The sequence below is a fragment of the Rhizobium sp. BK313 genome (assembly GCF_014193655.1).
GTDB lineage: Bacteria > Pseudomonadota > Alphaproteobacteria > Rhizobiales > Rhizobiaceae > Rhizobium.
In genome coordinates this window covers 763968-788778 of record NZ_JACHZQ010000003.1, presented here as the reverse complement: position 1 = coordinate 788778, position 24811 = coordinate 763968, and the positions used below count along the sequence as shown (strand labels likewise).

Genomic DNA, 24811 nt, shown 5'->3' with positions numbered 1-24811 from the left:
CTCTCGATGACTGTGATCTTATCGGCGGGCGATTTCGACTTCACGGAGGAAGCGCCCGCCAAGATCAATCTGGCCCTGCATGTCACCGGCCAACGGGCCGACGGATACCATCTGCTCGACATGCTGGTGACTTTTACAAGGCATGGCGATCGTCTCGTTTTTCGGGCAAGTGAACACGACCAATTCAGCCTTTCCGGACGCTTTTCTCCTCTTCTCGCCGTCGAGGCGGAGGCCGGCGGCAATCTGGTGCTGAAGGCACGCGATTTGTTGCGACAGGCGGCTCGTGCCGCGGGATTCGAGGCGCCGCCCGTCCATATCCATCTTGAAAAGAACCTGCCCGTCGCCTCGGGTATCGGCGGCGGCTCGGCGGACGCGGCGGCCACTCTGCGTGGTCTGACGCGGCTATGGGGCCTCACCCTGCCCTCCGGCACGGTGATGGAAATTGCACTGAAGCTCGGTGCCGACGTACCGATGTGCCTCGCCAGCCGACCCCTGATCGCACGCGGCATTGGCGAGGCGATCGAACTGATGCCGGATTTTCCGTCCTTTGCCATGGTGCTCGGCAATCCCCTCGTCGGCGTTTCAACGCCGGAGGTGTTTCGTCTGCTCGCCCGGAAGGACAATCCGCCGCTCGTGCTCTCCTTGCCGCGGCCGAACGGGCAAGGACAATGGATCGAGACGATCAACAGGCTACGCAACGATCTGGAGCCACCGGCGCGGGCGCTTTGCAACGAAATCGCTACGCTCTCGCAGCTAATCGAAAGCCAGGGGGCAGTCACGACGCGCATGTCCGGCTCCGGCGCCACCTGCTTCGGCCTGTTCGATGATCTTCAGCAGGCAACGGCAGCTGCGGCATCGCTTCACAGCTTAAGACCGGACTGGTATTTCCACGCGACAGAAACGATAAGGGGAGACGCATGATGGCCGGCTCAAGCGAAGCAAGACCCTTCATTCCCGTGGGCATCGCCGTGCTGACAGTTTCCGATACGCGCACGCTCGCCGACGACAAATCCGGCGACACGTTGGTTGCCCGCATCGCGGAAGCCGGCCACAGGCTGGCTGCCCGCGCCATCGTTCCCGACGACAAGGAGCGCATTAGGAACCAAGTGGAAGCCTGGACGCACGACGAAACTATTGATGTCGTCATCACCACCGGCGGTACCGGCTTCACCGGCCGCGACGTCACGCCCGAAGCGCTGGAACCTTTGTTCGAAAAGCGGATGGACGGATTTTCCGAGGTGTTCCACCGTATCTCCTACGACAAGATCGGCACGGCGACGATCCAGTCGCGGGCAACCGGTGGCGTCGCCAACGCCACTTTCATCTTCGTGCTGCCCGGCTCTCCGGGCGCCTGCAAGGATGCCTGGGATGGTATTTTGAAGGCACAGCTCGATTACCGACACATGCCCTGCAATTTCGTGGAGATCATGCCGCGGCTCGACGAACATTTGAAACGTGGTGCCAGCTCCAACTAAAGTTGGCGTTTCGCTGAGGCAAAGTGGCGCAACTTCTTGGCGGTACTATGCCTTCGAACCCGGCAGGACAGGAATTGATTCCCAATTCTGACCGAAGAGGATGATGCAGCTCCGGCCGGAGACATTGGTGATCATCATCGTCCAACTGCCGCTTTCGGCGGCGAAGATTTCGACGATCGTCTTCGGATCAAGCTGACCAACTGCCGAGAGCTTTTCGGAGTATTGTGCATCAAGGAAAGCGACGATATCAACGCGTTCAGCGCAAGTGAGCATCGCCTGCGAAGCTGCAGAGCTCGGATGAAGGATTGCTGTTGCCACAAAGACCGTTCCGATGAGGCGGCAGAGCATCGTGCGTCCCATGACGCACCTCCTTTCGCCGGAAACCCGGCAGAAGAGGAGAGTTCTGTTGACCTGCTCTGCCGCATACCGGCATCTTCATGGTCGGCCGCCCGACGCGACACGCGAGAGGTGCCGCCATACGAAAATTATGACAGCTATTCTCATATTTTCAAATAAAATCTGGATTGGTCATAAATCCACGCCCTGGAGCACCGCGCGTTCATCTGAACGTCCAAAGGTCGATCTAGTCTTTTGAATCCAAAGTGTTGTCCGCTGGCGGGTGATTTCACCTGAAAGCGGGAAGCCTAGCGTGCCGCGCGCGCGACCCAGGAGGGAATCAGTTCGCTCGACAGCTGGCGGCTCTTCTGGCCCTTGGCGAACTCGGCGAGCCGCATGCCCGTTTTGGCCGCGGCGATGGCCTGTCGTTTGGAGAGGAGCAAGCCCAATTCCAGCGGCGGCAGCCTGCGTCCGATACGCTGCAACAAAGGGCGGCGATAGCCGCGCGAAGCAGTGAAGCGGGCCGGCACCTTGTTGAGCGAGACATATTCGGCGATCTCATCAATCCAGCCGGCCTGCGGACGCGCTCCGGGTTCAACCAAAAGCAGCCATTCACCGCGCGCCGAACGCAATATGTCCTTGATATCCCACTGCGAATAGAAACGGCAGCCGGCAGCATCGGCAACCCGTGAGGTGCCGTCGCGCGAGCCATTATCAAGCACGACGACGTCGCACACCAACCCTTCGATCGCGCCCGCCACCAATGCCGCCAATGTCTGCGCCAGCTCAGGTTCCTGATCCTGGCATTCAATGATTACCGTCAACATTGCCCATTTATAGAGCGCCGCACAATTTATTGCCAGCACCCAATTCCGCATTTTGTTCTTGCATTGTTCTCGTTTGTCGGATAGGAATTTAATCATCTTAGACGCGGCATGCAACGTCATAATCCGCCCGGAGTTACCGATGAACGAGCAGTCCCTTGCAGGGCAGGCCGCATTCGCGCCTGCCAATACGGCAGATGTTGCCAACGCTTTGATCGCCGACACCGGTCTGAGAGTCGAGATCGACCGCAGGCGCGGTCGTGGCGCGGGGCTGAACCCGAGCGGCCGGTTCGAGCCGCTGCGGCGTGAGACATTCGATGATGGCTGGCAAACGCTGGAAGAATTGCCGCCCTTCAAGACCGATGTGCAGGTGGAAAAGCCACGCACCGCGATCACTCGCAACGACTCTCCCGATATCTCCTTCGATCGTTCCATCAATCCCTATCGCGGCTGCGAGCATGGCTGCATCTATTGTTTCGCGCGGCCGACGCATGCCTACATGGGTCTGTCGGCGGGGCTCGATTTCGAATCGAAGCTCTTCGCCAAACCCGATGCGGCTCGATTGCTGGAACGAGAACTGGCCAAGCCTGGTTACAAGCCGCGCGTCATCGCCATCGGCACCAACACCGATCCCTATCAGCCGATCGAGAAGGAATGGCGGATCATGCGCCAGATTCTCGAAGTGCTGAACAAGGCGAACCACCCGGTTGCAATCGTCACCAAGTCGGCGCTGATCATGCGCGATATCGATATCCTGAAGGAGATGGCGGATAAGAATCTGGTGCGGGTCGGTATCTCCGTAACCACACTCGACCGCAAGCTGGCGCGCACGATGGAACCGCGCGCTGCGACACCGCCGCGGCGACTGGAGGCGATCCGGGCGCTCAGCGAGGCCGGCATCCAGACCGCCGTGATGGTGGCGCCGATCATCCCCGCCCTCAACGATCACGAAATCGAGCGCATTCTCGACGCCGGCAAGGCTGCCGGTGCCATGGAAGCGAGCTATGTGATCTTGCGCCTGCCGCTGGAAGTCAGCCCACTCTTCCGCGACTGGCTTCTGCAGAACTATCCGGATCGCTACCGCCATGTCATGTCGCTGATCCGGTCGATGCGTGGCGGCAAGGATTATGACGCCGAGTTCGGCAAACGCATGAAGGGTGCTGGCCCCTATGCCTGGCAGATCAGCCGCCGCTTCGAAATGGCGACAAAGCGGCTGGAGCTCACCCGCCGCAGCATTGCGATGCGCGACGACCTGTTTGTGCCGCCGGATGGCAGCGGCGTGCAGCTTTCACTTCTCTGAGCCCTTTCCCCGCGGGTTTCCCTGCCCGCTGGAAAGCCCCCCGGTTCGCCGCCTTGATCCGCCGGGGGCTTGCAGGAGATCGGGTGGTGTGCGAGCTTTGCCGCATGCCACGCAGCACACCACCCGATTCTCCCATGCTTTTCGACGAAGAGCCGATTGTTCCGACCTTCGAGTTGGAACTGATCGCCCGCCGCGCCGGACACTGGCCCGTTGCCGGTGCCGACGAGGCAGGACGTGGGCCTCTGGCGGGCCCGGTCGTCGCGGCTGCGGTCATTCTCGACCCGGAGCGCATTCCCGACGGATTGAACGATTCCAAGCAGCTTTCGGCCGCCAGGCGCGAGGCGCTGTTTGTCGAAATCCTCGCGACCGCGACAGTCTCCATTGCCTCCTCCAGTGCTGCCCGTATCGACATCACCGATATCCGCAAGGCGAGCCTCGACGCCATGCGCCGCGCCATCTGCAGCCTTGCCGTGCCGGCAAGTTACGTACTGACTGACGGGCTGGATGTGCCTGGTGGGCTCGCCTGCCCGGGAAAAGCCGTTGTCAAGGGCGATGCCCGCTCCTTTTCCATCGCCGCCGCATCGATCGTCGCCAAGGTGACACGCGACCGGATGATGGCACGCGCCGGCGACGTCTTCCCTGCCTACGGTTTCGCCGCTCATGTCGGCTACGGAACGGCCCAGCATCGCGCCGGCATCGAAAAGCACGGCCCCTGCTTCTTGCATCGCATGAGCTTCCGGCCGCTTCGAAGGGATGAGGCCTGAGAGCCACGCTCTTCCTCATGCGACAAGGCCGGCTACGATCTCCTCCCGATATTCGCTGACATAGGCGATATCGCGCAGGTAAACGCGATCATGGCCGTCCTCGATGTTACGGCGATACCTTTCCACGCCATTGGCCGCCTCGCTTTCCATGAAACTCACCAACGCGTTCAGCCGCTCAACGATCATGTCCGGCAATGCCGATCGCTGTTCAACGGGCATGCCATAGGCATCAAGAAAAATGCGCGTGCGGAGGATTTGCGCCTTGAGCCCGTCGAGATTCTTGAGCGCGGCACCAGCAGACAGAGGCGCCCAGCGATAGACGGCATAGGCGAGATCCCAACAACGCGGGCCGGGATGGGCCGTCTCAAAGTCGATGATATCAGTCACCTCACCGTCGTTGAGGACAACATTATAGGGCGCGAAATCGCCGTGGCAGATGATCTCGAACGGTCTCCGCGACGGCAGTTGCCATTTCTGGTCCTCCAGCAGCAGCAGCCCAACAAACTGCGCGGTGCAATCGTGATAGCGCCGCAGCAGGTGTGCAGCCGACTGCAGAACCTGCAACGACCTCATATTCTCATTCTCATGCAGGTCACCGGTTACACCTGGAAGAAAGCTTACCTTCTCCCACGTCGCATCATACCCGGCGGATGATGGGGCATTCGCAAAGCCATGTGTTTGAAGCGCAGCGAGCAGCGCGTGAACACTCGCTGTCCAAGGACGCGTGGGCCGATAGATGAAATCATCTTGGCGAAATGGTCCTTCGCCACCGTCACCGGCCGGTATCATCATCTCACTCCACAAGCGAGATCGACATCCAATTTCGATCCCTAACCACCTTCAAATACTATCGAGTTCGGTTGTTGCCTCCAAAAACAAAAAGCCCAGCCGAAGCCGGGCTTTTCTAGAGATCGATCGCTTGCGCGCTCAGTTCAGCCTGGTCTTCACTTCGCCGACGGCGTTGTTAAAGAGTTCAGATTGAATACGGCCGTCGGCCTTCTTGGCGAGCACGGATTCGGCGGCGGCGATGGCCAGGTCGACGGCAGCGGAACGGACCGCTTTCATCGCATCGGCTTCCGCCTGCTTGATCTTCTGCTCGGACACAGCCGTGCGGTTGGCGACGAATTCCTCCGTCTTCTTGCGAGCTTCCGTCGTCAGCATTTCAGCTTCACGCTCGGCTGCCGCAACGATATGCGCTGCTTCGGCTTCCGCTTCCTTCCGCTTGCGCTGATATTCGGCCAGCAGATGCTGGGCCTCTTCGCGCAGGCGCTTGGCTTCAGCCAGATCGTTGCGGATCTGATCGGCGCGGTCGTCCAGCGACTTTGCCATCATGCCGGGAACCTTCAGGTAGACGATGAGGCCGAGGAAGATGATGAGAGCGACGAACGCGAAGAAAGTTTCGTCAAGACCGAATTCCATGGATCAACCCTCCCGCTTGGCGGATGCTTCGGCAACAGCCGAAGCGACGTCAGCCTGGCCGGCGACGCTGCCGACGAGCTGCTCGACGACGGCGGCTGCCGTTTCCTCCGCAATGGCGCCGACATCGCCGAAGGCTTTCGCCTTGATCTCGCCGATACGGGCCTCAGCGGCCTTCAGCTTCTCGGAAAGACTTGCTTCGATTGCCTTGCGATCTTCCTCGGCTTTTGCCTTGGCTGCATCACGGGCGGTGGCGCCGATCGAATTCGCCTTGGCGCGCGCTGCGGCCAATTCGCTTTCGTAGGTCGCAACTGCAGCATCGGCTTCAGCCTTCAGACGCGAGGCTTCGTCGATATCCTGGGCGATGCGATCGTGCCGGCTTTCCAGAATGTTGCCAACGCGCGGAATGACGATCTTCTGCATGGCCACGTAGAAGATGACGAAGGTGATCACCAGCCAAAGGAGCTGTGACGGGTACGTCGTATGGTCAAACGGCGGGAATACGCCTGCGTGATGGCCCTGATCGGGCGCACCCGTCTCCGTATGCACCGCGCCGGCTGCCGGCGGTGCTTCTTCAGCATAAGCCGGGGTCACAAACATGCTCACCTCCAGGTGGTCTGCAAATACAAAGAATCACGGTCCGCTGTCCCGCGAACCGTGATCTATCACGCCGCTGATATCAGACGGCGAAGAGCAGGAGGAGAGCGATGAGCAGCGAGAAGATGCCCAGAGCTTCCGTAACGGCGAAGCCGAATACCAGACGGCCGAACTGGCCGTCAGCAGCAGACGGATTGCGTAGTGCGCCGGACAGGTAGCTGCCGAAGATATTGCCGAGGCCGAGAGCCGTGCCGGCCATACCAAAGCAAGCCAAACCTGCGCCGATGAACTTTGCTGCTTCCGCGTCCATGTTGAACTCCTTTGAAATGGTTGTGCGGTGAATGACTGACGCCCTGCAGACGTCAATGTCTTTATCCTTAGTGGCCACCCGGATGGATTGCATCATTGAGGTACATGCAAGTCAGCACCGCAAAGACATAAGCCTGGAGGAAGGCGACGAGGAACTCAAGACCGGTCAGGGCGACGGTCATGATCAGTGGAAGAATGGCGCCGCCAATGCCAAGTGCGCCAAGGGCTCCGAGCGAGGCTACGAAGCCTGCGAACACCTTGAGCGTGATATGGCCAGCCAGCATGTTGGCGAAAAGACGAACGGAGAGTGAAATCGGCCGAGACAGGAACGATATGATTTCGATAATGACCACCAGCGGCAAAAGAACGCCGGGTACGCCCTGCGGCACGAAGAGCTTGAGAAAGCCGAAACCGTGCTTGATAAAGCCGTAGAAAATGACCGTCAGGATCACCAGAAGCGCCAGCGCAAACGTGACGATAATCTGGCTGGTGACCGTATAGAAATAGGGAACCATGCCGAGAAGGTTCGCCGTCAACACGAACATGAAGAGCGAGAAGACCAGCGGGAAGAACTTCATCCCTTTGGTTCCCGCCCCTTCTTTCAGCATTGAGGCAATAAACTCGTAAGCCATCTCCGCCACCGATTGGGCACGGCTCGGAATGACGCTGCGAGGCGAGGTGGCGAAATAGAGGAAGCCGGCGGAAATCGCTGCCGCAGCAACCATGAACAGCGAAGCATTGGTGAACGAAAAATCAATCCCGCCGATATCGATCGGTATAATCTTGAAGATCAGGAACTGATGGGTAGGACCGTTTGCCACCGCTTGTTCTCTTTCATTTTCCCGCTCGTCAAAGCGGATGCCTCTCACCAGGAAACTGCGCCGCTGCGCCGCTTCCGCCTCACTTCTTATCAAGCCCGTGCTTTTCAAGCATCGGTGTCGCCACCTTGCCTGCAGAGCGCAGAACATTCAGAACGCCGGCACAAAATCCGAGAAGCAGAAGAATAATCATGCCCCACGGCGCCGTGCCGACAAAACGGTCGAAGATATAGCCCAGAACAGCGCCAACGATGATGGCAGCAATGAATTCACTGGAAAGCTTCATCGCCTGGGCATAGCCTTTGCGGCTTTCCTCGGCGCGAACCTCCCCTCGTTCATCCTCTCCCAACGCAGAGCGCTTGCTCGCCAATTCGGCTTCCAGTTGCTCTCGTCGCTTTTCCAGACTTTCGTCGCGGTCGTCCGCCATGGTGATATCCTCCCATTTTCGTTGCGCGCAGCCCCATTACCCCGGTCAACGCGTAAACGAACGGGTGGTTTCGCCACCTTTCGGCCCGTTTTGAAGTCGCGCGCAACATAGTTTTAGGAAAAAGCATAGTCAAGGCGTAGACGTCATCTGTCCAGCCATTAATTAGCCGAATTAAATCATGATCTTAGGGCGAATATGCGATGCCGGTGGAAAACTGAGCCGAAGAATCCTCTTCAGGCCAAGCTTTTCTGTGGCCTTTTTGCCGATCACCTATCTCTCGCTGGACCAGATCAATCCCGCCGCGCGCTAGTCGTCAGCTCCAGCCACCGCCATAGGTGCGGTAGAAGATGTGCATGCCGATACGGCCGACCTTCACCATTTCGGCTGCCCATTTCGGTCTGACGTAGACGGCATGATAGTGCGTGGCCGAGCCGACTTCCGGCAGCCAGATCTTGCCGGCGGTCACGGCCATGGCGACCTGGCGGGCGATCTTCCAGTGTTCCGGCGAATTGACCCGATCCTTGACGTTGTCGCAAGCAAAGGAAAACTGGCAGGCGTTGTGCCAATCGTCGTTCTGATAAACGACGCCGCAGATGGTCTTCGGATAGGCCGGATTGCGGACGCGGTTGAGAATGACCTGGGCGACGGCCGCCTGCCCTTTCACCGATTCCCCGCGTGCTTCGAAATAGATGCCGGTGGCAAGGCATTGCTGTTCGTCCGAAGAAAAGACCGAGGGAGGCAGGACATTTGCGGCCCAGGCGTGATCCTGGGGACCGATCTGCGGCACGAAGCGGCCTTCATTGTCCTGATCCTTGGCCAGGATCGAATCGAAAGGCGAGACGCGGGCATAGTCCGGCGGCGGCGAGGCGTAGGCAGCGGCGAGAACATCGGCATCCTGGCTTGTCACCAGGCTTGCGAGATAGGACGGCAGGCTATTGTCCGGCTTCGGCGGCTCTTTTCTATAGAAGGCCGTGGCGATCTTAATCTCCTTGCCGCCGATTTTCGGCTTGAGGAAAGCAGTCTTGTCCTTGCTGTCCAGCTCGGGGCGGAACAACAGACTGTCGCGCTGCAGCACGGAACCGGCGGAAAAATCCTTGGGCGGCTGCATCGGCGCAACGGCGACCACCCGGCTCTTCTTATCCTGGCGATTGATGCGATCTTCGTCCGGCCTGGGATCGCTGCCCTTTCGCTGCGACACGAAGGCGACGCGACGGCCGTCCGGCATGACGAGACCGCCATCGCCAATAGCAGCCGCGGTCGACGCATCGCCGAAGGCAAGCTCTGCCTGGTGCGTGGAGCCCGCTGGCGAATTGGTGATAACCATGCGCCAGTTGCTCCCGCCCCTATCGATGCCCGCCAGCAGACCGGCGAGATCGGCATAGGCCAACGTCGAGGGAAAGATCAGCCATGCGCAAAGCCCGAAGACGGCTGGCGAAGTCCAGTTTTTCGGCAAGAAACCATACTTGCGGGGGACACGACTCGGACGAGGCAACACCGGACTCCAAACGGCACTGGACTAGGAGCCGGAATAATCTCTGATTAACCTTGATGGATGGTTAATTCGGCTGTTGCGCATTCACGAATAAATCCACAAAGCTCGCAAGCAAAAAGACCCCGGCGGATATCCGCCGGGGTCTTTAATGCAAGCAATCTGACTGATCCGCGTCAGATGATGACGTGCGACCCCAATTCCACGACGCGGTTGGCCGGCAGGCGGAAGTAGTCGGAGGGGTCCGTCGCAGCATTGGCGAGGGCTATGTAGAGCCGGTCCTGCCAGTGCGGCATACCGGATTTGGCGTCCGGCACCAGCTTGCGGCGGCCGAGATAGAAGGAGGTCGACATGATGTCGAATTTCAATCCCGTCTTGCGCAAGGTCGCCAGCGCCTGCGAGACGTTCTGCGATTCCATGAAGCCGAAGCGCAGCTCGACGCGCGAGAAGCGGTCGGAGACCTTCTCGACTGAATAGCGGTCTTCCTGGGCGACGCGCGGCTTGTTGATGGTCCGGATCGTCAGGATGACGTTCTTGTCGTGCAGGACGTGATTGTGCTTCAGATTGTGCAGCAGCGCCGCGGGTGCCGATTCCGGATCGCTGGTGAGGAAGATCGCCGTACCCGGGACATGTGCCGGTGAGTGGTCGCTCTTGCGCTCGATCGAGCTGACGAAGGACGACAACGGAATATCCGTATGCCGCGTCTTCTCCATCAGGATCGCCGTGCCGCGACGCCAGGTCCACATGATCACCGTGAAGGCGGTCGCGATGAGCACCGGAACATAGCCGCCGTCGTGGATTTTCAGAAGGTTGGCGCCGAGGAAGACGAATTCCAGCAGCAACAACGGCGCCAGCACGGCGATCGCCATCGGCAGCGTCCAATTCCAGCGAACACGCACGAATTCGAAGGCCATGATCGAGGTAACGACCATCGCGCCGGTCACAGAGATGCCGTAGGCCGTCGCCAGAGCATCCGAGGTCTTGAAGCTCAACACGAGGAAGATGACGCCGAAAAACAGCACGGCATTGACCGACGGCAGGAAGATCTGGCCGGTATTGGTCTCGGACGTGAAGAGGATTTCCATGCGCGGCAGGAAGCCAAGATGGATTGCCTGGCGCGTGAGCGAGAAGGCACCGGTGATGACCGCCTGGCTGGCGATGATCGTCGCCAGGGTGGCGAGGATGACAACCGGCAGGATTGCCCAATGCGGATACATCAGAAAGAAGGGATCGGACATGGCGAGTGGTTCACGCAGCACCAACGCGCCCTGGCCGAGATAATTGAGCGTCAATGACGGAAACACCAGGGCGAACCAGGCCCACTGGATCGGCCGCCGGCCAAAATGGCCGAGGTCGGCGTAAAGCGCTTCCGCGCCGGTGACGGTCAGGAAGACGGCGCCGAGCACGACGACACCGAAAAAGCCTTCGTTCAGCAGGAAGTTGATCGCATACCAGGGATTGAAGGCAGCGAGGATGCCGAAATCGTCAGAGATATGCATGATGCCGGCAACACCCATGACGATGAACCACAGCGCCGTAATCGGGCCGAAGAAGCGTGCCACTGCGCCGGTGCCATGGGACTGGATGGCGAAGAGCAGCGCCAGGATCGCGACGGAGATCGGCACGATGTAGTCCGTCAGCGTCGGCGTCACCAACTTCAGGCCTTCGACGGCCGAAAGAACCGACAGCGCCGGCGTGATCATCGCATCGCCGAGAAAAAGCGCCGCCCCTAGAAGTCCCAGCAACATCAAAACGGCGGTGTGGCCGTTTGCCGTCTTCATCAGCAGCGCCAAAAGCGACAACGTGCCGCCTTCGCCGTCATTGTCTGCGCGCAGGAGAAAAAGGACATATTTGATGGTGACGATGATGGTCAGCGCCCAGAACATCAGCGAGACGAGGCTGATGACTTCGCCGCGCGTCAGGCCATCGGCCGCCACCGGCTTCAGCGCCTCGCGAAAGGCGTAAAGGGGGCTCGTACCGATATCGCCATAGACCACGCCGATCGACCCCAGAGTGAGGTAGAAAAGTTTGCGTGTACTCATTTTCCCGTCGGGAGAATGATGGGTTTCGTCAGACATTCAGGATCACTAGACTCTCAGAGCCAGCCTTTCCAGCGAAAAAAGAAAAACGGAACGACGGCAGATACCACCATCAATAGCAACGATGCCGGGTAACCGTAGGCAACATGCAACTCGGGCATGAACTCGAAGTTCATGCCGTAAACCGAGGCCACAAGCGTCGGCGGCAGGAAGACTACAGAGGCGATCGAGAAAATTTTGATGATGGCATTCTGCTCGATATTGATCAGGCCGAGCGATGCATCGAGCAGGAAGGTAATATTACCGGCAACGAAGGACGCATGTTCGGATAAAGATTGCACATCCCGCGAGACATTGCGGCACAATTCCTTGGTCTCATGGTCCTGCTGCATGGCGGGGATGGTATGGAGGAAAGTCAGAAGCCGCGACAATGAACTCAGGCTATCGCGCACTTTGCTGACCGTGCGATGGTAGCCTGCAATGTCCTTCAGCTTCTCTTCCAGGTAGTTCGACGGACGGCGGATTTTCTTCACGCGGTCGCCGAACACATGCACCGACAATATATCGATGCTGGCGACCGTCTGTTCAAGGACTTCGGCAGTGCGGTCGACGATTGTTTCCAAAAGCTTCGCCAGAAGCGCGACACCCGTGCGCCGCTCCTGCGGAATGCGCTGCAACGCGGCGATGAACAGAGCAAAGGATTTCGGCTGCGCATAGCGGATCGTGACCAGGCGATGACTCGTCAGGATGAAGGCGACATCGGTCAGCGTGGGCAGATTGGTATCGGCCTTCCACAGCAGCGAAGCCGTCAGAAAGACCGAGCCGTCTTCGACATAGAGCCGGCTCGAGGGCTCGATATCCTTCATATCCTCACGGGTCGGCACTTCGAGCCCAAGCAGGCGCTCGATATTCGCTTCCTCTTCACGCGACGGGTCGACCATGTCGATCCAGACGGCGTTATCAGGCAATTGGGTAATACTCGACAAATCTGCCAGTACGAGCGGCTTGCAATCGGAGCAATAGGCCGTGATCAACGGATCGCCCCCGGCGCGCTCAAGCGGTTCATCTTTTCGCAGGATCGCAAAACCGCTCCATCTTTTAGTTTTTTCGCGATTCCGGACGGAGCACCGCAGCGCAGTTTTCCCGGCATTGCTCGAAAGGCAAAGCTATAGCCGTGGCGCTTTGTGCGCTCTCGCCGCGATTCTGCCGATGGCCAGTGAAAAAAGTTCATAAAACTCCGGGCGTATCCCGCCGGTCCGACTGGGAATCCGTGTCCATGCTCCGTTGCCCTGCTGCTGTACCAATCCTTCGTCCGTCATGACAACGCTGATTGCTCAAGCGAGACGAAGTCACCATTTGGCGGATGGCCGTCATCGGATATGCCCGACCAAATTCACGCCGGCGGCGCATATGCAGCAAAGCTCGCAAAGAATCAAGTCACAACCCCTTCAATGCGCGCTTTCACCGCAGATTCACGATACTGCGAAGTCATAGCACACAGCGCGGGCAAGGCAATCGTGCCGACTGCTGCTTGGCACAAGCCTTGTGAATTATTCGAAGACGATGGAAGGTGCCGCGCGCAGAGGCGTGCTGCTTATCTGCGCCCAGACTTTGGCGGCGATATCGCGATAGATACCGGCGACGGTGCCATTGGGGTCGGAAGCGACCAACGGCGTACCTGCGTCGGAGGTCTCACGGATACCCATAGTCAGCGGCACTTCGCCGAGGAAGGGCACACCGATACGCTCGGCCTCCTTCCGCGCGCCGCCGTGACCGAAGATATCGTAGCGCGCGCCGGTGTCCGGAGCGATGAAATAGCTCATGTTTTCGACGATGCCGAGCACGGGCACTTCCACCTTGCGGAACATGTTTAGGCCCTTGCGCGCGTCGATCAACGCCAGGTCCTGCGGGGTCGAGACGATGACGGCGCCAGCGAGCGGCACCTGCTGCGCCATGGTGAGTTGCGCATCGCCGGTGCCCGGCGGCATGTCGACGACGAGGACGTCGAGTTCACCCCATGCGACTTCGCGCAACATCTGCAACAATGCCGACTGCACCATTGGCCCGCGCCAGATCATCGCCGTCTCCTCTTCGACGAGGAAGCCCATGGACATGACCTTGAGACCGTAATTCTGCATCGGGTTAATGATGCGCCCATCGACCTGTGTCGGCCGACCGGAAATCTTCAGGAGACGCGGCATCGAAGGGCCGTAGATATCGGCATCCAGAATGCCGACGCGCAGGCCATTGGCGAGCAGGCCAAGCGCAAGATTGACGGCTGTGGTCGACTTGCCGACGCCGCCCTTGCCGGAGGCAACAGCAATAATAGCGCCAATGCCGGGAACGCCGATCTTGCCGGCGCGGGGCGGCTGTTGCGGCGGATGCGCGTGGGAATGAGCATGCGGCTGGGCAGGAGCCGGGCGCGCGGCGGGTGCACCTGGCGCGGCTTTCTTGTCCGCAGTCAGCGCGACCAAGGCCCCTTTCACGCCGGGCAATTCCTTGATGACGCGCTCGGCAGCAAGGCGCATCGGTTCCAGTTCCTTGGCGCGTTCGGCCGGTACCGTGATCGAGAAATACACCTTGGCGTCGGAAATGAAGACATCCGACACCATGCCGAGCTCAACGATATTGTGCTCCAGGTCCGGGCCGCGAACTGTTCTCAGCGTTTCCAGAACCTGTTCCTTGGTGATGTCTGCCATTCCATCCTCGCTGCACGATTTCCATCCGGAGCGCGATGCGCGAACGCGCGCAGCAAGCGCTCCAGATCTCTCAGGCTTAGATAGTGGAGTGATGGAACTTCGCCAAACGAAATTAAGGGGAATATCGACAAAACAACTTCGTCCGTTGCGGCCGGCAGGTCCGCCGGGCTTAGAGCCCTACCAGCCGCAACGCTCGCTTGGAGACGCGAAATGTTTGCGGCGGACATAAAGCAAAGCTTTGAAAGGACTAGGGCGGATGCGCGAAAAATCGCTCCTTAAACCGCGTTGATTTTGAGGACGTGCCATATAGGCAACAGCCGCCGCCGATACCTGTCGCCGGGAGAAGCAACGACAGTGGCATCGGCAGCGGCTGCCTGATCCGCGCGCGTTAATCGGCGCTGGTATCAAAGTCCCCTCTGGACCTCTGCCTGTTGAAATGCAGAAAGCGTGCCAGTTCCGCGAAATCAAAAAACTGTATATTTTTCAATTTGTTGCGTAGCCGGCATCGATTTCGGTCCGCAAATCAGTGCAGAGGACATCAGCAAATTTTATGTGCAACGCACAAAATTAGCGCAGAAAATTGCCCGGATTTCGCGCGGCCTCATTATTCATCTTAGAAGAATCTTCTCCAAATGCCGCCACGCACTTTTTAGGATCATGGTCTTTCCTGGCCATGATCTTCATCATGCCTTACTTGATCAACCCGACACGCAGCGCTTTGGCGACCGCCTGGGTGCGGTTGACGGTATCCAGTTTCTTGGTGGCCCGGTTCAGGTAGTGATTGACCGTGTGTTCTGAGAGCGTCAGGATTTCTGCGATTTCGGCACTGGTCTTGCCGGCGGCCGTCCAGTTCAGGCAATCGATCTCCCGATCAGTCAGCGCATCGGTCACGCGGATGTCCATATTGCGGATTTCCGCGAGCCGATCGAAAACATGGATTGCGATATAGCAGAGATCCTTGATTTCTTCGGGGGTGAAGAGCTCGCGATCGCCGGCAAGCGACACCGCGCCGCGAAGACCGGATGCATCATGGGTCGGCAAATAGATACAGCGTGTCATGCGAAAACGTTCGAACAGGGCGGTGATGAGTTGGGCCCTGCCGTCGTCGCGATTGGTGCTAGCTGTTGTCTCATGAATAAAGGGCAACGTGGAATTGCGCAGGCGTCGTAGCACCGGGCTGTTCGTCATCAGCCCTTCCTGGTCGTAGGTTGCCAGGAGTTCGGCGGGCCAGTTGTTAATGACCGAATTGCTCTGCAGTTCGAAAGATGTAACCGGCGGCAGGTTCAGAACCATGAAGGCCCGGCAGCGATAGGCTTCGGTCAACCGCTTCATGAAACGAAAAACATCGAACTGTGTCTTCAGACCGGTAATTTCATCAATATAGTCCTCGCCCCTGGGGGGCTTTCCCGTCTGCACCAATGCTGCCATCATTAGTCTTCTTTATGTAAAGGGAGGGGCACAAACGCGAAACCGCCGCCTCCACGCCTCCAGGTCACCGCATGAACGCCAGCAAGCCGGCGCATGATCAAATATAAATTTCTAAAATCTCGCCTGCTGCGACACTCATTACTACGGCGCCCGGTAACCGGTTCGCCAACCTCCTCCGAGCGTAGCGGCAGGTACTTAAGCAGAATGGCGGTTCATCCACGATTCCCATCAAGCGACCTAGAATAAACGTGTAAGTTGGCCAAGGTCCAGCACACCAAAGGCCAAATTGGTGAATTTCACATGACAGTCGAGAAAATCGGCGAAATTAACGCCTTGGACCGAGCCGACTATGCATATCCTGCATGATGGCGGCCGCTGCAGCCTTTACCAAAGGTGCCCATTCCTGCAATTTTTCCGGCGTGACACGATAAGCCGGGCCGGTCACGGAGACGCCGGCCAGCATATCGCTGTCGTCTGAACGGATCGGCGCGGCGACGCAGCATATGCCGCTTTCGTGCTCCTCACGGTCAAAAGCGCAGCCGCGTGTCCTGATAGCAGCGATGTCCGCTCGAAGATCTGCCACGCTGCGATGGGTATGCTCGGTATAGGCGCGAAACTCGAGGCCGGCCATACGGGCTTCGAGACTGGAGTCGTCCAGCGCAGACAGCGCGGCCTTCCCGACGCCTGTGCAATAGGCCGGCGAGGCGTTGCCGATCTGCGAATACATGCGCACGGACTGCCGGCCCTCGACCTTGTCGAGATAGATAACCTCGGTGCCGCGCAGGACACCGAGGTGCACGGTTTCGCCGGTCTGTCCCTGCAGAAGGCGCAGATGCGGCTCGGCGACGGTTCTGAATTCATTGCGCGCCCAACTGCGTGACGCAAGGTTCAAGAGCCTGATGCCAGGCAGATAGCGCCCGTCCCGATCGGTCTCCAACAGCCCCTCCTCGACGAGGTGCGACAATTGCCTATGCAATGTGCCACGCGGCTGATCGGACAGCGACAGGATGTCAGTGAAACGCATTGGGCTGTCGGCCAGCGCAACGAGATCGATGAGCGCCATGAGTTTACCGAGCGTACCGGTGTCCCGGCCACGGCGGATATCTCCCATTTGGTCGCTCTGTTTCGAATTCACGACCGCCTCGCCACGTCTGCAACGTTCCATCATGTCCTTGACACGGCCAAAGGGTAATCCGATAATTCCACATAGTCAAATTCAGTTCCGAATAATGGAACATGGTTATATTTTTCTATTCCGGGAGGGGAGACGAACTTGACCGAAGCACAGGCACAATTTCCCGATCTCAGGGATCGCACCGTCTTGATCACCGGCGGCGGCTCAGGCATAGGCGCAGCGCTCGTTGAAGGTTTCGCTCAGCAGGGCGCCAAGGTCGCCTTCATCGATATAGCGGCAGAGCCGAGCAAGGCGCTTGCCGCCCGGCTTTCGGCGCAATCGGCGCACCCAGTCGCCTTCTATCATGCCGACCTGCGCGACGTCGGCGAAATCAAAAGCACCGTCGCTGCCGTCGAATCCGATCTCGGCGCGATCCGTGTCCTCGTCAACAACGCCGCCTGGGACGACCGGCATGAAATCGACACGACGACCGAGGACTATTGGGACAATAGCCAGGCGATCAACCTCAAACAGGTCTTTTTCGTCTCACAGGCGGCAGCACCGGGCATGCGGGCTGCCGGCGGCGGGGCGATCATCAATTTTTCGTCGATCGTCTTCATGATGAATCCGTCGAGCCTCGCATCCTATGCTACTGCCAAGGCCGGCATCATTGGCCTGACCAAGAGCTTCGCCGGCCGTCTTGGCCCGGAAAACATCCGCGTCAACGCCATTCTGCCGGGCATGGTCGTCACCGAGCGGCAGATGGAGCTTTGGCTAACCGAGGAAGGCATAGCCAAGACGATCGAGCGCCAATGCCTCAAGCATATTCTAAAGGCCGCCGATCTGGTCGGCCCGACGCTTTTTCTCGCATCCAACTGCTCGGGCAGCATCACCGCGCAGTCCATCATTGTTGACGGAGGTATTTTCTGATGAAAAACCAGAGGTATTTTCTGATGAAAAGTCGGGGTATTTTCTAATGACGAGTCCCGCATATATCGCGGTCGATTGGGGCACCAGCAGTTTCCGACTGTGGCTGATCGGCGAGGATGACAGCATTCTCGGCGAGCGCCGTAGCGGCGAAGGCATGACATCGGCTGCTCAGACAGGCTTTGTCCAGGTGTTGCAATCGCATCTTGATGCCCTCGCCGCGCCGGAAAACCTTCCCGTCATCGTCTGCGGCATGGCCGGAGCGCGTCAGGGCTGGGTGGAAGCCGGCTATATCGACACCCCCACGTCGCTTTCCGCCATCCTCAAGGGTGCCGTCTCCGTGCCCGGCCAATCGCGCGATGTCCGTATTCTGCCGGGTCTCGCGCAACGCGCCAAGGAAGCGCCTGACGTCATGCGCGGCGAGGAAACGCAATTGCTCGGCGTCATCGCGGCCGACGCCAAGGGCGAACAGGTCGTCTGCATGCCTGGCACGCATTCGAAATGGGTGCGTGTCGTGAGTGGCCAAGTCACCGGCTTTTCGACCTTCATGACCGGCGAACTCTTCGATGTGATCACCAAGCACAGCATCCTTTCCCATGCTGTTGCCGGTGCGGCCGACTTGTCCGCAGACAGCGCCGCCTTCGGCTCCGCGATCAAAGCCGCCTTCAACAAGCCGGCACTCGCCACAAACCTGCTCTTCACCGCTCGCGCAGGCCAACTTCTGCATGGCTTGACGGCGGCGGGGGCGCAGGCGCTAATCTCGGGCACGCTGATCGGCGCCGAAATCGCAGGGGCGCTGTCATCTGCCGGACAAGGGGCTGCGATTACTCTCGTCGCTTCCGGACGCCTGCAGACGCTCTACGAAGATGCATTCCGCACCTTGGGCCTGACCTATACGACTGTTGACGCCGATGCCGCCGTCCGCCGCGGGCTTTCCGCTGCGGCAAAGGCGATCTGGCCGAATGACGAAAGAAAAAGCTGATGACGACCCGCATCCCCTTCCCTCCCATGAAGCGCCCGCTCATCGCCATTCTCCGCGGCGTCAAGCCCGAAGAGACGGCTGATATCGTCGGCGCGCTGATCGATGCCGGCCTGACGGCGATCGAAATCCCGCTGAACTCGCCGGAGCCCTTCCGCTCGATCGAGATCGCCGCCAAGATGGCGCCTGCTGACTGCCTGATCGGTGCCGGCACGGTACTGACCGTGGAAGATGTCGATCGGCTGGACGCCGCAGGGGGCAAGCTGTTGGTGACGCCGAATGTCGAACCTGCGGTCATCAGCCGCGCCCGCGACAAGGGCATGGTGACGATGCCTGGCGTATTCACCGCGACGGAAGCGCTTTCGGCTGCGCGTGCCGGTGCGACGGGTCTTAAATTTTTCCCGGCCGGGGTGCTCGGTGCCTCCGGGATCACCGCCATCCGCGCCGTGCTGCCCCCCGAGCTTGTCATTGCGGCGGTCGGCGGTGTTTCGGACAAGAATTTCGCCGATTACACCAAGGCCGGCATCCTGGCTTTCGGTCTCGGCACCAGCCTCTACAAGCCGGGAATGACGACAGCAGAGGTTGCCGAACGCGCCAAGGTGACCATTTACGCCTATGATGCTGCTGTAGGAGCCTGACCCATATGACCGACATTCATGATTTCCAGGGCAATATTCTCTGCAATACCGCATCGGCCCTGGGCGAGGGACCGACCTATGATCCCGACACGGATACGGTTTGGTGGTTCAACATTCTCGGCAAGGAATTACATGAACTGCATCTCCCGACGGGCAAGAAGGAAGTTCACGCTCTGCCGATGATGGCGAGCGTACTCGCCCGTGTTGACGACCGACGGCAATTGATCGCCACCGAAGCGGGGCTGTTTCTTCGCGATATCGGATCCGGTGAACTGACCTTTTATGCCGCGATCGAGGCGGATAAGCCCGAGAACCGCTCCAATGACGGGCGGACGCATATTTCCGGGTCGTTGTGGATCAGCACCATGGGCAAGCGGGCGGAAATGCATGCCGGCGCGATCTATCATGTCGCGGGCGGCAAGGTGACAAAGATCTTCGATCAGCTCAGCATTCCGAACTCCATCTGCTTTTCACCCGACGGCACGATCGGATATTTCACCGATACCCGCATCAGCCAGTTGATGCGCGTGCTGGTTGACCCGCTGACCGGAATGCCGGTCGGCGAGCCGATTGTCATGGTCGACAGCATGGAGGACCCCGGCGGCCTCGACGGCTCGGTCTGCGATGCCGACGGTTACATCTGGAACGCCCGTTGGGGCTCCGGTTTCGTCGATCGTTACAGTCCCGACGGCTTGCGCATCGAGCGCTATCGCGTGCCCGCCATGCAGCCTTCCTGCCCGGCCTTCATCGGCCAAAATGCAGATCGTCTCGCGGTGACGACAGCTTGGGAAGGTCTCGACGAAGACGCCCGCTCGATGCAGCCGCAAGCCGGTGCGCTTCTAGAACTCGGCCCTACGGTCAAGGGCTCTTTTGATCCGATCTACAAGATTTGATTGTATTTTACCTTCTCCCTACCGGGGGAAGGTAACACGGTCAGCGCAATTTATGTCGAAGCGCGCGGATAAGGCGGTCCTGCGCGCCAAACTCAACGTATTCATCGCTGCAACCAGGCTGCGGAATCAATTGTTTCGGTTGTATTAATCTGGACGTTGTCCGTTGATTTTTCGCGTTATTTTGACCTCGCCGAGGCCATTTGCGGCCGTTTCCCGCAACTTTTGCCGGAACTAAACCTCTTTTCGACCATTGTCCCTAACGAACCGGCACGGTGATGGTCAGCCAAAAGAGTGGCGCCGCCCGAGCTGGTGAACGTGCCCATCTGAATGAAAGGTAGGTTCACGATGACTGGCAAACTGTTCACTTCCGCCGCTGCTGGCGCAATCTTTGCCACAGCATCGGTTCTTTCGCCGATGGCTTTTGCTCAATCACAGCAGCCGTCAACCGACAACGGTGCCGCGCCGATGACACAGACCGCCCCGGCAACGCCAGACACAACCAAGCCGGCTACCACAATGCCGCAAAATGATGCCCAGGCTCCGGCCCCGGCACCGACAACAACCACGGCGCAGGCCGGTGGGTATCTGACCGAGCAATCGGCCGACCAGATCAGCGCCAAGACCTATATGGGCCAGTCAGTCTATAACGGTCAGAATGAAAGCATTGGTAGAATCAACGACCTCATCCTGCAGAAGCAGGGCGGTGTTATCGCTGCAGTCGTCGGCGTCGGCGGTTTCCTTGGCATCGGCCAGAAGAATGTCGCCGTTCCCTTCGACAAGATCGACCTGGCGCAAAACGCCCAGGACGGCACCATCAAGCTGACGACGACCGAAACGGCCGACTCGCTGAAGGCCGCGCCGGAGTTCAAGACGCTTGCTATGCAGGCCTCTGAAAAGGCCGCACAGACCCCGGCAACCGCCGCGGTGCCTGGAACCGACAGCACGACGACCTCGTCGACGACCAATAAATGATGAAGGTTCTCGTGCAATATCGAAAACGGCGGTCTTTGCGGGCCGCCGTTTTTCATATCTGTCGCAGCGGTAGCGTTTAGAGCAACCAAGCGGTCCTGCAATTCCTTGAAAAGCTGAGCTCTTCTAGGCGCTTTCGCGCTCACCGCTCAGTTCGTAGTGGTTCTCGTGGAGATATCGCAGCGTCGCGACGCTATCGGCAGGCTTGCCGTAATAATAGCCCTGCCCCATGGCACAGCCGAGCGACCGGAGTTTTGCCGCCTCGGCGTAATCCTCGATCCCCTCGGCGACCACTTGCAGGTCGAGCCCCTCGCACATCGCAAGGATCGCCTTGACGATATGTTCGGAGGCCCGGTCGGAATTGATGCGCGAGACAAAGGCGCGATCGATCTTCACCTTGTCGAAGATGAAATCGCGCAATCGGCCGAGACTGGATTGCCCAGTGCCGAAATCATCCAGCGAGATACGCACGCCAGCCGCCCTCAGATCGGCGATGATGCGGTGCGCCGTATCCGCCGAACTCATGACCGCCGTCTCGGTGATTTCCAGCTCCAGTCGATGCGGATCGAAACCGACTCGGCCAAGAATGGCGAGAATGCTGCTGCTCGTGCCCGGATCCATCAATTGCGCCGAGGACAGATTGAATGAAAGGAACAGCTCACGCGGCCAGGAGAGCGCAGCCTCCGCCGCCTTGCGCAGCAGGGTCTCAGAGAGAGCGTCGATAAAACCGCGCTCTTCCGCAAGCGGCACGAAGACGGCGGGCGAAACGAAGCCGAGATCGGCGTCGTTCCATCGAGCCAATGCCTCGAAGCCAACGATCAGATTGTTGGCGAGTGATACGATCGGCTGGAAATGCACGTCGATGGCATTGGAAATGATGGCGTTGCGCAGCGCTTGTTCAAGCTGCGTCGCACGCTTCATCTCCTGGGCGATTTCTTTGGAATAAACGGTGATCTGGCCGCGTCCGCGCCGCTTGGAGCGATAAAGCGCCGTCTCGGCGCTTTTAAGTAGGTCTTCGAATTCCTCGCCGGCGAAGGGATAGATGGCGAAACCGAAAGAGGCGGAAAGACGTACGTTGCGATCGCCGAGATCATAGGGCGCCGATAACACTTCGCGGATCATCTGCCCGAATTTTTCTGCACCGACACGCTCAAAGACTAGTGGCAGCACGAAGGCAAATTCGTCACCGTCATGGCGGGTGACCGTTGCGCCGTCGGGAATGCAGGCTTTTAGGCGGTGTGCGACCTGACAGAGGATCTCGTCACCGGCTTCGACACCGAAGAGGTCGTTGATCGGCTTGAAGGAATCAAGATTGGCAATGCCAATGGTAAAGGGCGCAGGATCGCTCGCGCGTTCGACGGAAAGCACACGCGCGCGATCGCGCATGCGATAGCGATTCCCCAACCCCGTCAGAGGATCGGTATAAGCCATCGCCTGCAACTCATTCTGGCTGGCTGGCGCGAGCGATATTTCAGCCGATTTCATATCCAGTCCCGACATTTTCCTCCACCCGCGAAAGAGAATGACGGCGAAGTCTTAACAAACGATGGCGGGACGGCAGTCATTCGGCGCCAGCAATTTCTATTCATTAGAAGTTATACAACTATGAGATTTACTTGATTTGAGCTTTGCGGCTGCTGCGCATGTATTTCTGAAACACGGTCTCAAGAATATCGGGGCTTACGGGCTTCATGATGACATCGTCCATGCCGGCATCGACGCATTCGTTGCGGTCACGCTCGAAGGCCTGGGTAAGCACGCCAATGATCGGAATGCGCGATCCGCTACCCTTTTCCGTGCGGCGAATAAGCCTTGCGGCTTCGAAACCGTTGAGACCTGGCAGCGAGATATCCATCAGGATCAGCTCAGGGCGATGCTCGCTCCACAGGCGCACCGCCTCGTCACCGCTGGCAGCGATCATGTAGCGATAGCCAAGCCCTTCCAGGATCTGTGAAAAGACGATCTGATTGATGTCGTTGTCTTCGGCAACCAGGATCTGGAAGCCGCGATCCTCGCCACGAGTCGCGATCTGCCAGTCCTCCGCGCCTCCTTCAGCAAGTTCGCCCGCCTTGCCGCGGATGTTGCGGTTAAAATGCCGAGCGATCAGGAAAGTGAGTTCGGTGGCAAGCTGCGAGCCGTCCAACGACAATGCCGGCACATTCTGCCGCTCTGCCAGCTCCAAGCCGCGTTTGCCGAGCTGGTTGTCGACGATCGCGAGATCGATCTTGATGCCGAGGGAGCTTGCGACATCCAGAAATGCCGCCTCCTCGCTTTCATTGTGGACCGAACAAGCCTCAAAGCCATATTTGGCAAGCATCTTCAACGCCGCCGATTCAGCGGCAAGATCGCTGGTGACCACAAGGATCTTCCGGCCTGAGAAGTTCTCGGGAACGAAGGTCTCCATGGCGGGGGGCCGGCGCGAGGCAGTCTGAAGTGCCGCCATCGGCACATAGGCGCGCCGATAGGACCGGTCATTATTCTCCTTGATCTGCGAGGCGAGAGCGAACTCATCGAAATCCGCGCCCTCTTTCGGCAGGTCCTGCATAGTGGCGACGAGGAAATAGCGGCCGGGCTTGCCTATACGCTGTTTCCTGGTGACCACATCGCGTTCGATGCCATCGCGAGCAATCTGTCGCTGGCGCGAGATCGACATTTCGCCGGTCTCCATGACATGCCGGTCGCTCTCCTCGAAGCGGTTGGCAATATCGGTGGAGAAGAGATCGATGCCCTTGCGGCCCAGCACCTCATCCGCCGAGGTCTGATATTTGTCGCAGAACGCCTTGTTGACCGCGACATAGACCATGTTGCGGTCCTTGACGAAGAGCGGAAACGGCAGGTTGTCGAGAATATCCTCGGTGAGCTGCACGCGCTCCATGTCAAGGCGCCATTGCTCCTCCCGCTTCTTCACCTCCGAAATATCCGAGAGGATGCAAACACCGAGCCCTGACGGCAACCGGCGCTTGACGAAGCGGACCCAACGATCCGCACCGAAGTGCTCCGTTGCCTCAAAACGCTCGCGCCAATGCGAGGCAATTCGCTGTGAGACCCAATCGTCGCGCGTTGTCGTCGACTTCGCATGAGCATCGCGATGCCGGACGCCGGTGTCGAAGACAGCTCTGAGAAAATCGCGCAACCGTGTCGACGGTTGCAGGAATTGCGGGGGAATCGGGAAGAAATTCAGAACCTGGCGGCTGGCGAACAGCAGCAGATCGTTCTTGTCATAGATAAGGAAAGCGCTGGAAAGCCCATCACTGACTGCATCAAACAGCGCCGCCTGCAGATTGCCGTCAGACGGAACATCTTCAGTCATTGCTGTAAAAGCTGCCTGGTCAATCTCGGCAGTCATTCGTCCGATTCCTACATCTATCCG

25 protein-coding genes are annotated in these 24811 nt (G+C 59.0%); 9 read left to right on the top strand and 16 right to left on the bottom strand.

All coding sequences use genetic code 11. From position 1 onward, the window contains the following. Nucleotides 1-6 precede the first annotated feature (6 nt). Together FHT86_RS20220 and moaB are read left to right on the top strand one after the other, a co-directional pair. Nucleotides 7-921, top strand: coding sequence for a 4-(cytidine 5'-diphospho)-2-C-methyl-D-erythritol kinase (locus FHT86_RS20220; protein WP_133708597.1), 915 nt, complete (start codon nt 7-9; stop codon nt 919-921). Beyond that, nucleotides 921-1475 carry a molybdenum cofactor biosynthesis protein B gene (moaB, locus tag FHT86_RS20215; RefSeq protein ID WP_133708596.1) on the top strand — a complete coding sequence of 185 codons (555 nt, stop codon included), beginning with the start codon at nt 921-923 and terminating at the stop codon, nt 1473-1475. Before FHT86_RS20220 ends, moaB begins: the two co-directional genes overlap by 1 nt. Nucleotides 1476-1520: 45 nt before the next feature. Here the strand turns inward: moaB and FHT86_RS20210 are convergent, their stop codons facing one another. Then, complete coding sequence (locus tag FHT86_RS20210; protein WP_133708595.1) at nt 1521-1835, bottom strand: hypothetical protein; 315 nt, start codon at nt 1833-1835, stop codon at nt 1521-1523. Nucleotides 1836-2119: 284 nt separating this feature from the next. Beyond that, a complete protein-coding gene (locus FHT86_RS20205; protein WP_133708646.1) occupies nt 2120-2638 on the bottom strand; it encodes a glycosyltransferase family 2 protein in 519 nt (172 codons plus the stop codon). 139 nt (nt 2639-2777) lie between these two features. On the opposite strand from FHT86_RS20205, the gene FHT86_RS20200 reads away from it, so the two are divergent. Together FHT86_RS20200 and FHT86_RS20195 are read left to right on the top strand one after the other, a co-directional pair. Beyond that, complete coding sequence (locus FHT86_RS20200) at nt 2778-3935, top strand: PA0069 family radical SAM protein (RefSeq protein WP_133708594.1); 1158 nt, start codon at nt 2778-2780, stop codon at nt 3933-3935. Between the two features lie 104 nt (nt 3936-4039). Then, nucleotides 4040-4699: a ribonuclease HII gene (locus FHT86_RS20195; RefSeq protein ID WP_133708593.1), complete on the top strand. Its 660-nt coding sequence runs from the start codon at nt 4040-4042 to the stop codon at nt 4697-4699. 15 nt (nt 4700-4714) lie between these two features. On the opposite strand, the gene FHT86_RS20190 is transcribed toward FHT86_RS20195, so the two are convergent. The 12 genes from FHT86_RS20190 to FHT86_RS20135 all read right to left on the bottom strand — a co-directional run bounded on the left by FHT86_RS20190 (nt 4715) and on the right by FHT86_RS20135 (nt 17032). Further along, nucleotides 4715-5488: a phosphotransferase gene (locus FHT86_RS20190; protein ID WP_133708592.1), complete on the bottom strand. Its 774-nt coding sequence runs from the start codon at nt 5486-5488 to the stop codon at nt 4715-4717. 138 nt (nt 5489-5626) lie between these two features. Continuing rightward, nucleotides 5627-6118 (bottom strand): F0F1 ATP synthase subunit B, encoded by a 492-nt coding sequence (locus FHT86_RS20185; RefSeq protein ID WP_133708591.1) that lies wholly within the window; start codon nt 6116-6118, stop codon nt 5627-5629. A gap of 3 nt (nt 6119-6121) precedes the next feature. Then, the gene (locus FHT86_RS20180) at nt 6122-6715 is read right to left on the bottom strand and encodes a F0F1 ATP synthase subunit B (protein WP_133708590.1); all 594 of its coding nucleotides are present in this window, start codon (nt 6713-6715) and stop codon (nt 6122-6124) included. 79 nt (nt 6716-6794) lie between these two features. Further along, nucleotides 6795-7022 carry a F0F1 ATP synthase subunit C gene (locus tag FHT86_RS20175; RefSeq protein WP_120703339.1) on the bottom strand — a complete coding sequence of 76 codons (228 nt, stop codon included), beginning with the start codon at nt 7020-7022 and terminating at the stop codon, nt 6795-6797. A gap of 67 nt (nt 7023-7089) precedes the next feature. Continuing rightward, a complete protein-coding gene (locus FHT86_RS20170; protein ID WP_133708589.1) occupies nt 7090-7842 on the bottom strand; it encodes a F0F1 ATP synthase subunit A in 753 nt (250 codons plus the stop codon). Between the two features lie 79 nt (nt 7843-7921). Then, entirely contained in the window at nt 7922-8266 is a 345-nt protein-coding gene (locus FHT86_RS20165) for an AtpZ/AtpI family protein (protein ID WP_133708588.1), read from the bottom strand. Between the two features lie 313 nt (nt 8267-8579). Beyond that, a complete protein-coding gene (locus FHT86_RS20160) occupies nt 8580-9758 on the bottom strand; it encodes a cell wall hydrolase (protein WP_133708587.1) in 1179 nt (392 codons plus the stop codon). 173 nt (nt 9759-9931) lie between these two features. Then, entirely contained in the window at nt 9932-11797 is a 1866-nt protein-coding gene (locus FHT86_RS20155; protein WP_409527605.1) for a potassium transporter Kup, read from the bottom strand. Between the two features lie 53 nt (nt 11798-11850). Continuing rightward, nucleotides 11851-12828: a magnesium/cobalt transporter CorA gene (gene corA, locus FHT86_RS20150; RefSeq protein WP_133708585.1), complete on the bottom strand. Its 978-nt coding sequence runs from the start codon at nt 12826-12828 to the stop codon at nt 11851-11853. Between the two features lie 516 nt (nt 12829-13344). Then, nucleotides 13345-14493 carry an Mrp/NBP35 family ATP-binding protein gene (locus FHT86_RS20145; RefSeq protein WP_133708584.1) on the bottom strand — a complete coding sequence of 383 codons (1149 nt, stop codon included), beginning with the start codon at nt 14491-14493 and terminating at the stop codon, nt 13345-13347. 690 nt (nt 14494-15183) lie between these two features. Beyond that, entirely contained in the window at nt 15184-15924 is a 741-nt protein-coding gene (locus tag FHT86_RS20140) for a helix-turn-helix transcriptional regulator (RefSeq protein WP_409527604.1), read from the bottom strand. Nucleotides 15925-16246: 322 nt separating this feature from the next. Beyond that, on the bottom strand, nt 16247-17032 hold the full coding sequence (locus FHT86_RS20135; protein WP_133708645.1) for an IclR family transcriptional regulator: 786 nt from the start codon (nt 17030-17032) through the stop codon (nt 16247-16249). 162 nt (nt 17033-17194) lie between these two features. On the opposite strand from FHT86_RS20135, the gene FHT86_RS20130 reads away from it, so the two are divergent. The 5 genes from FHT86_RS20130 (at nt 17195) to FHT86_RS20110 (ending at nt 21444) form a co-directional block, all read left to right on the top strand. Beyond that, on the top strand, nt 17195-17965 hold the full coding sequence (locus tag FHT86_RS20130; RefSeq protein WP_133708582.1) for an SDR family NAD(P)-dependent oxidoreductase: 771 nt from the start codon (nt 17195-17197) through the stop codon (nt 17963-17965). 46 nt (nt 17966-18011) lie between these two features. Further along, nucleotides 18012-18944 (top strand): 2-dehydro-3-deoxygalactonokinase, encoded by a 933-nt coding sequence (locus FHT86_RS20125; RefSeq protein ID WP_133708581.1) that lies wholly within the window; start codon nt 18012-18014, stop codon nt 18942-18944. After that, nucleotides 18944-19579 (top strand): 2-dehydro-3-deoxy-6-phosphogalactonate aldolase, encoded by a 636-nt coding sequence (locus FHT86_RS20120; protein ID WP_133708580.1) that lies wholly within the window; start codon nt 18944-18946, stop codon nt 19577-19579. The genes FHT86_RS20125 and FHT86_RS20120 overlap by 1 nt, the downstream gene beginning before the upstream one ends. A gap of 5 nt (nt 19580-19584) precedes the next feature. After that, the gene (locus FHT86_RS20115; protein WP_133708579.1) at nt 19585-20472 is read left to right on the top strand and encodes an SMP-30/gluconolactonase/LRE family protein; all 888 of its coding nucleotides are present in this window, start codon (nt 19585-19587) and stop codon (nt 20470-20472) included. 345 nt (nt 20473-20817) lie between these two features. Continuing rightward, nucleotides 20818-21444: a PRC-barrel domain-containing protein gene (locus FHT86_RS20110; protein WP_133708578.1), complete on the top strand. Its 627-nt coding sequence runs from the start codon at nt 20818-20820 to the stop codon at nt 21442-21444. Between the two features lie 123 nt (nt 21445-21567). Here the strand turns inward: FHT86_RS20110 and FHT86_RS20105 are convergent, their stop codons facing one another. After that, a complete protein-coding gene (locus FHT86_RS20105) occupies nt 21568-22926 on the bottom strand; it encodes a putative bifunctional diguanylate cyclase/phosphodiesterase (RefSeq protein WP_133708644.1) in 1359 nt (452 codons plus the stop codon). A 127-nt stretch (nt 22927-23053) separates the two neighbouring features. Then, nucleotides 23054-24751, bottom strand: a complete 1698-nt coding sequence (locus FHT86_RS20100; protein WP_409527609.1) for a response regulator — start codon at nt 24749-24751, stop codon at nt 23054-23056. Between the last annotated feature and the right edge of the window lie 60 nt (nt 24752-24811).